We start from the raw sequence: 6,004 nt of genomic DNA on the forward strand, positions 1-6,004 counted from the left end.
TCATGTTGCCCTGGAGATATTGAGGCCGATGGGCCGTACAGCGAAATAGTGCCCGGGGGAGGTTTGGCTGCGCATGAGGCTCGCGGTGGGCACCTGATTGCAAAGCACGTAGGCAGAACAGATGCACAGCTAGCCCAAAGGATGGAAGCAGAGCCTAATATCCCTGCGGCTTCCACATTCCCTAATAGAGCGACTGCCGAGTCGTCCGCAGCCAGGGGGATAGCCGCCAATGAACAGAAAATTGAAGATTTCTTAAATAGCCCACAGACGAAAACAACAATCACACATACTTATGCCGAGCCGGTTGGTGTCAACTTACTGCGCGACAGCGATGATTATATACCAGCGTATAAGGCTTTGTTTGTACTGAAAAAAGACCCTGGGAAACCAGAGGGCTATTTTTTACTGACAGGATTCCCTGAAGCATGAAAACAAAACTTGTAGAACTGCATGATTTTTTTGGCGCCTACTTTCATCAAGACTGGATGATCGAGCATGGAAGCTCAGAAGACGTCATTAGTTCCTTTTTAGTTGAATCTGATATCGGCATCCTGAGACTCGTCCAGCAGGAAGTCGACTCATTGCTTAACGAACAGAGAAGTGAGCAGGACTTAAGAAATTATCTCTTGAAGGAACTTAGCTGTTATTACTGTTACTGGAACGAATGGCAAACCGGCGAACAATGGCTGCTTCATATTGCTAACAGATTAGACATTACAATCAGTCAGCTTGGCCGTCCCAAATGAAAGTTGAGTTGCTCTCGACTGACACACCGCCTTCGCGAGCAAGCTCGCTCCCACAAGGGATCACCTAAAGGCCAGAGCCGCGCTTCGAGCCGGCCATGACGCCGATAACCAAAAAAACGGAACCCAATCCCAGCGCTCCCCCTCAATTCCAGAGAGACCAACCCGAGACGGAGCCCGCCGCCATGAACCACCCAACCCTCACCTTCGCCCAACTCCACCCCGGCGATCGCTTCACCCTGCCCGCCGATCACCGTCTGTTCACCAAGCTCACCGACAGCACTGCCCGTGAGCACAGCGTGCATTCGATCAATCTTAAGGAGGAAGGTTACGGTTACGCCGAAGACCCCATAAAAAACCTGCCCGGGGAAGCACCGGTCGAGTACGTCCCGGTTGGTGGGCCGTTGCGGGCTGGGGGCTAGGGCTCCTGCCGACGTTATAAACGCCGCGACATGAGCCACTGTTCCTTGCCCCAGGCCTCGAAGCGCTCCAGCACTTCCCAGCCAAGCTTGGCGTAGTAATCCCGTTCACTGTGGGTGTGCAGGTACAACGTCGCGAAGCCAGCCTGTCTGGCATGGTTGCAGATGCCTTCGATCAATCGCGCGGCGAGGCCTCGGCGGCGGGCGTCCGGGCGGACGAATATGCAGGCGAGCCAGGGGCCGAGCTCGGGGCGCTCGGGTAGGTCGTCATTGGCCAGCGAGGCGCCGCCCAGTAGCTGGTCGTGTTCCAGGGCGACCAGGCATTTCCAGCGGCCATCGCGCTGCCCTGCCGAAAACTCCTTTTGCCAGTGGCCGAGCGATTGGTGGGCGAATTCGTAGGTGAATTCGCGATAGAGCCATTCGGCCATCAGGTTGCATTTGTCCATGTGGTTAACAAGCCAATCCACTCGCAGCATTTGTACAGTCCCTATTTAGTCGCTCCAACAGCGCGAATACCGACGCAGATGCCTACCCGCGCGCATTCCCAGCAAATACCCACCTGCAACGCCCCAACCTATCGTAATCTCGCATCTGCACAAGCCCTGCCCCGAATCCGGCCGAGATCACAGTCCAAATGCCTTCCATCTATCAACTCAAGCCCGCTTTCCAGAATCTGCTTCGCCCCGCCGTACAACGCCTTTACAACAATGGCGTCACCGCCAACCAGGTGACCTTGCTCGCGGGCGTCGTTTCCGTGCTGGTGGGGGCGGTGATTGCGTGGTTCGCCAGTCATCCGTGGGTTTTTGTCCTGGTGCCAGTGTGGATGTTCCTGCGCATGGCGTTGAATGCGGTGGATGGCATGTTGGCGCGGGAGTTTGGCCAGCAATCGAATCTGGGCGCCTACCTCAATGAGCTATGCGATATCATCGCCGACGCTGCCTTGATCCTGCCTTTTGCCCTGTTTCCCGATACCAGTCTGTTGCTCGTGTTGTTGGTCACGCTGTTGGCGCTGTTCAGCGAATACGCTGGCGTGCTGGGGGCGATGGTCGGGGCTTCGCGGCGCTATGACGGGCCGATGGGCAAGAGTGACCGCGCCTTTGTGTTTGGCGTGCTGGCGACCGGTATTGCCCTGGGTTGGCTCGGGGCGCTGTGGGTTGATGGTGTGATGGCGGTGGTTGCCGCCCTGCTGGTTTATACCTTGGTCAATCGGGTCCGTCATGGCCTGAGCCAAGTGACGGAAAACGCTCCCTCAGCATAAGGAAGTTGCAATGCGCGAAGCCCAGGAACTGACGTTCACCACCTTTGACGGCGTGGAGTTGTTCTACCGGCACTGGCCGGCTGTCGAGGTCGCGGCGGGTGAGCCCCGCCAGGCTGTGTTGTTGTTTCACCGTGGCCATGAGCACTCGGGGCGCATCGCGCACCTGGTGGATGAGCTGGATTTGCCCGGGTTCGAGTTTTTCGCCTGGGACGCACGCGGCCACGGCCAGTCACCTGGCGAACGCGGCGACAGCCCGAGCTTTGCCACCAGCGCCCGGGACGTGCAGACCTTCTGCGATCACATCGGCGCGACACACCAGATCGACGAACAGAACATTGCCGTGGTGGCGCAAAGCGTCGGCGCGGTGATCGCGTCCACCTGGGTCCACGATTACGCGCCGCGCATTCGCTCGCTGGTGCTGGCGTCGCCGGCCTTCAAGGTCAAGCTCTACGTGCCGTTCGCCCGTCCGGGCCTGGCGCTGATGCGCAAGTTCCGTGGCAACTTTTTCGTCAACAGCTACGTCAAGGCCAAGTTTCTCAGCCATGACCCGGAACGCGTCGCGTCCTACGACAGCGATCCGCTGATCACCAAAGCCATCTCGGTGAATGTGCTGCTGGGCCTGTATGAAGCCGCCGACCGGGTTGTAGCCGATGCCCAGGCGATCCAGGTGCCGACGCAGCTGTTGATTTCCGGCTCCGACTTCGTGGTGCATCGCAAACCCCAGGAGCAGTTCTTCGAGCGGCTGGGCAGCCTGCACAAGGAAAAACACATCCTGCCGGGCTTCTTCCACGACACCCTCGGTGAGAAAAACCGTGCGCCCGCCATCGCCAGCGCCCGTCGCTTTATCTTGCAAAACTTTGCCCGTCCGCTGGAGCGCCCTTCCCTGCTGGACGCCGATCGCCTCGGCGTGACCTGCGCCGAAGCCGAAACCCTGGCGACGCCGCTGCCGCACAACTCGCTGCGTGACCTTTACTGGCGCATGACCCGCGCCAGCATGCGCTTTGGCAGCAAGTTGTCTGCGGGTGTGAAGCTGGGCTTCGACACCGGGTTCGACTCCGGCAGCACGCTGGACTACGTCTATCGCAATCGCCCCACCGGCACCTCGGCGCTGGGCAAGATGATTGACCAGAACTATTTGAACTCCATCGGCTGGCGCGGCATTCGCCAGCGCAAGGTGCACGTCGAAGAATTGCTGCGCCTGGCGATGGCCGAGCTGCGCGCCCAGGACCGCGAGGTGCGCATCGTCGACATCGCCGCCGGTCATGGCCGCTACATCCTGGAAGCGCTGCAAGGCGTCAGCCCGTTGCCGGAGTCGATCCTGCTGCGCGACTACAGCGACATCAACGTGCGTGACGGCAGTGCGCTGATCGTGGAAAAGGGCCTCGGCGACATCGCCCGCTTCGTCAAGGGCGATGCCTTCGATCGCCAGGACCTGGCGACGCTGGAACCGAAGCCGACCCTCGCCGTGGTCTCCGGCCTGTATGAATTGTTCGCCGATAACCAGATGGTCGGCGGCTCCCTCGCCGGCCTGGCCAAAGCGGTGGAGCCCGGCGGTTTCCTGGTCTACACCGGCCAGCCATGGCACCCGCAACTGGAACTGATCGCCCGCGCCCTGACCAGCCACCGCGCCGGCCAGGCCTGGGTAATGCGTCGACGCACCCAGGCGGAAATGGACCAATTGGTCGAGGCGGCGGGCTTTCGCAAGATCACCCTGCGAGTCGATGAGTGGGGCATTTTCAGCGTTTCGCTGGCGCAGCGAGTTCAGTAATGAGCGCCATCATCGTTCCAGTCCGCGAACCCGCGCTGTTGAAACCGGCGGTGCTGTGGCTGCTGTTGCTGGCGCCGCTGTTTTTCACCACGTACGGCTTCGCCACCTGGGTCACCGCCCAGCGTGACGACGTCGGCAGCCTGGTGTTCGGCTGGGAAAGCCACATGCCGTTCATGGCCTGGACCATCGTGCCGTACTGGTCGATTGACCTGCTGTACGGCTTGTCCCTGTTGCTGCCCAACAGCCGCGACGAACTCAAGCGCCACGCCTTGCGCCTGCTCACGGCCCAGGTAATCGCGGTCAGTTGTTTCCTGCTCTGGCCGCTGACGTTCACCTTCCCCCGGCCGGAAATGGATGGCGTGTTTGGCTGGCTGTTCGAGGTACTGGCGGGCTTCGACAAACCGTTCAACCAGGCGCCGTCGTTGCACATCGCGCTGCTGGTGGTGCTCTGGGTGTGTTATGAGCGCCACCTGCAAGGCGTCTGGCGTTGGTTGATGCACGGCTGGTTCGCGTTGATTGGCGTGTCGGTGCTGACCACGTACCAACACCACTTTGTCGACGTGCCGACCGGCGCGCTGGCCGGGTGGTTGTGTGTCTGGTTGTGGCCGCTGGACCGACCGAGTCCGCTGTTCAGTGCGCGCCTGACGACAGATCCCGCCCGTCGCCGCTTGGCCTTGCGTTATGGCTTGGGCGCGGCGGCGATGTTCATCCCGGCATTTGCCTTCGGTGGCACATGGCTCTGGCTGATCTGGCCGGCAGTGGCGGTGCTGATGGTGGCGCTGAATTATCTGCTGTTCGGCGCGAGTGGGTTCCAGAAGCGCGAAGACGGTCGACTGAGCCCGGCGGTGCGCTGGATTCTGGCGCCTTATCTGGCGGCGGCGTGGATCAATTCCCGCCTGTGGACGCGCAAGCACCCGCAGCCGGATCAGATCATGGATGACGTCTGGCTCGGGCGGATTCCTACGTCGGCTGCGCTGAAGGGCAGTCCGTTCAGCGGGGTGCTCGACCTCTGCGCCGAGTTGTCCATGGACAGCACGGCCATCGCCTACCGCTCCGTGCCGGTACTCGACCTGACCGCTCCGTCCACCGAGCAATGCCTGGACGCCGCACAGAAAATCGAGCAACTGCGCCAGCACGGGCCGGTGCTGGTCTGCTGCGCCTTGGGTTATTCGCGCAGCGCCACGGCCGTGGCGGCGTGGTTGCTAAGCACTGGCCGTGCTGACAGCGTCGATGCCGCCATCGCGCAGATCCAGCGTGTGCGCCCACGTGTCGTCCTGCATCCGACCCATCGCCAGGCGCTGGGGCAAATCTTGGGGAATCGCCATGAGCAGTGACATCGAACTGCACACCGTGGCGAGCCTGTTGCGCCGGGGTCAATCGCTGGACCAGCTGTCCACCGGGCTGACGCTGCTAGCGGCGCTGATCGGCCTGGGCCAATGGCTGGTGGGTAGTGTCGATCCGTGGTTGCTGTTGTTGAGCTTCGGCGTGTTCGTCCTCGGCATGCAGGAAAAATATTATGCGTTTCGCGTGGCCTTTGATGCCGATCTGTTTCAAGTCGTCGCGGATGCCGGCAAGCCGCTGACCGAACGCACCCAGGCATTGGACGAGGCCCTCGCCAATCTCGGCCTGCAACCGGTCGAGCGTGGCGGCCGGTCCTGGCCCGAGCGCAGCCATGGTTCGATGCGACTGCTGCGCCGCCAAGCCTGGCTGGTGGCTATCCAGGCGCTGTTGACGGTGAGCTTCGTCCTGGCGAGTCCCTGGCTGGTTTACTCGGGTCTTGGGACTTAAATAAAAAATGGCTTTTTGTGGCGAGGGA

The 6,004-nt window shown here is 61.1% G+C and carries 8 protein-coding genes; 7 read left to right on the forward strand and 1 reads right to left on the reverse strand.

Features of this window, described 5'->3' with window-relative positions; all coding sequences use genetic code 11:
• From OC610_RS19495 to OC610_RS19505, 3 genes are all read left to right on the forward strand, one after another.
• Positions 1-429 (forward strand): RNase A-like domain-containing protein (locus OC610_RS19495; protein ID WP_332880480.1); only part of this gene is annotated, 429 nt, incomplete at its 5' end.
• Positions 426-746: a contact-dependent growth inhibition system immunity protein gene (locus tag OC610_RS19500; RefSeq protein WP_264429978.1), complete on the forward strand. Its 321-nt coding sequence runs from the start codon at positions 426-428 to the stop codon at positions 744-746. The genes OC610_RS19495 and OC610_RS19500, both read left to right, overlap by 4 nt.
• A 182-nt stretch (positions 747-928) precedes the next feature.
• Entirely contained in the window at positions 929-1,165 is a 237-nt protein-coding gene (locus OC610_RS19505; RefSeq protein WP_045157348.1) for a hypothetical protein, read from the forward strand.
• Between the two features lie 14 nt (positions 1,166-1,179).
• Here OC610_RS19505 and OC610_RS19510 read toward each other — a convergent pair whose 3' ends face one another.
• Complete coding sequence (locus OC610_RS19510) at positions 1,180-1,638, reverse strand: GNAT family N-acetyltransferase (RefSeq protein WP_264429979.1); 459 nt, start codon at positions 1,636-1,638, stop codon at positions 1,180-1,182.
• Positions 1,639-1,796: 158 nt separating this feature from the next.
• Between OC610_RS19510 and OC610_RS19515 the strand changes: the two genes are divergently transcribed.
• Genes OC610_RS19515 through OC610_RS19530 form a run of 4 tightly spaced genes read left to right on the forward strand, consistent with a single transcriptional unit; the run spans position 1,797 to position 5,976 of the window.
• Positions 1,797-2,420, forward strand: a complete 624-nt coding sequence (locus OC610_RS19515; RefSeq protein WP_181289774.1) for a CDP-alcohol phosphatidyltransferase family protein — start codon at positions 1,797-1,799, stop codon at positions 2,418-2,420.
• A gap of 10 nt (positions 2,421-2,430) precedes the next feature.
• Positions 2,431-4,188, forward strand: a complete 1,758-nt coding sequence (locus OC610_RS19520; protein WP_264429981.1) for a bifunctional alpha/beta hydrolase/class I SAM-dependent methyltransferase — start codon at positions 2,431-2,433, stop codon at positions 4,186-4,188.
• Positions 4,188-5,522 (forward strand): phosphatase PAP2/dual specificity phosphatase family protein, encoded by a 1,335-nt coding sequence (locus OC610_RS19525; protein ID WP_264429982.1) that lies wholly within the window; start codon positions 4,188-4,190, stop codon positions 5,520-5,522. The genes OC610_RS19520 and OC610_RS19525 overlap by 1 nt, the downstream gene beginning before the upstream one ends.
• The gene (locus OC610_RS19530; RefSeq protein ID WP_264429984.1) at positions 5,512-5,976 is read left to right on the forward strand and encodes a hypothetical protein; all 465 of its coding nucleotides are present in this window, start codon (positions 5,512-5,514) and stop codon (positions 5,974-5,976) included. The genes OC610_RS19525 and OC610_RS19530 overlap by 11 nt, the downstream gene beginning before the upstream one ends.
• The last annotated feature ends 28 nt before the right edge of the window (positions 5,977-6,004 follow it).

This window comes from Pseudomonas agronomica (assembly GCF_025917275.1).
In the GTDB taxonomy this organism is placed as follows: domain Bacteria; phylum Pseudomonadota; class Gammaproteobacteria; order Pseudomonadales; family Pseudomonadaceae; genus Aquipseudomonas; species Aquipseudomonas agronomica.

Excerpts from the sequence above, each read along its gene's own strand:
- OC610_RS19505 (WP_045157348.1), top strand. The coding sequence starts at position 929 with ATGAACCACCCAACCCTCACCTTCGCCCAACTCCACCCCGGCGATCGC.
- OC610_RS19520 (WP_264429981.1), top strand. The coding sequence starts at position 2,431 with ATGCGCGAAGCCCAGGAACTGACGTTCACCACCTTTGACGGCGTGGAG.
- OC610_RS19530 (WP_264429984.1), top strand. The coding sequence starts at position 5,512 with ATGAGCAGTGACATCGAACTGCACACCGTGGCGAGCCTGTTGCGCCGG.
- OC610_RS19500 (WP_264429978.1), top strand. The coding sequence starts at position 426 with ATGAAAACAAAACTTGTAGAACTGCATGATTTTTTTGGCGCCTACTTT.
- OC610_RS19510 (WP_264429979.1), bottom strand. The coding sequence starts at position 1,638 with ATGCTGCGAGTGGATTGGCTTGTTAACCACATGGACAAATGCAACCTG.
- OC610_RS19525 (WP_264429982.1), top strand. The coding sequence starts at position 4,188 with ATGAGCGCCATCATCGTTCCAGTCCGCGAACCCGCGCTGTTGAAACCG.
- OC610_RS19515 (WP_181289774.1), top strand. The coding sequence starts at position 1,797 with ATGCCTTCCATCTATCAACTCAAGCCCGCTTTCCAGAATCTGCTTCGC.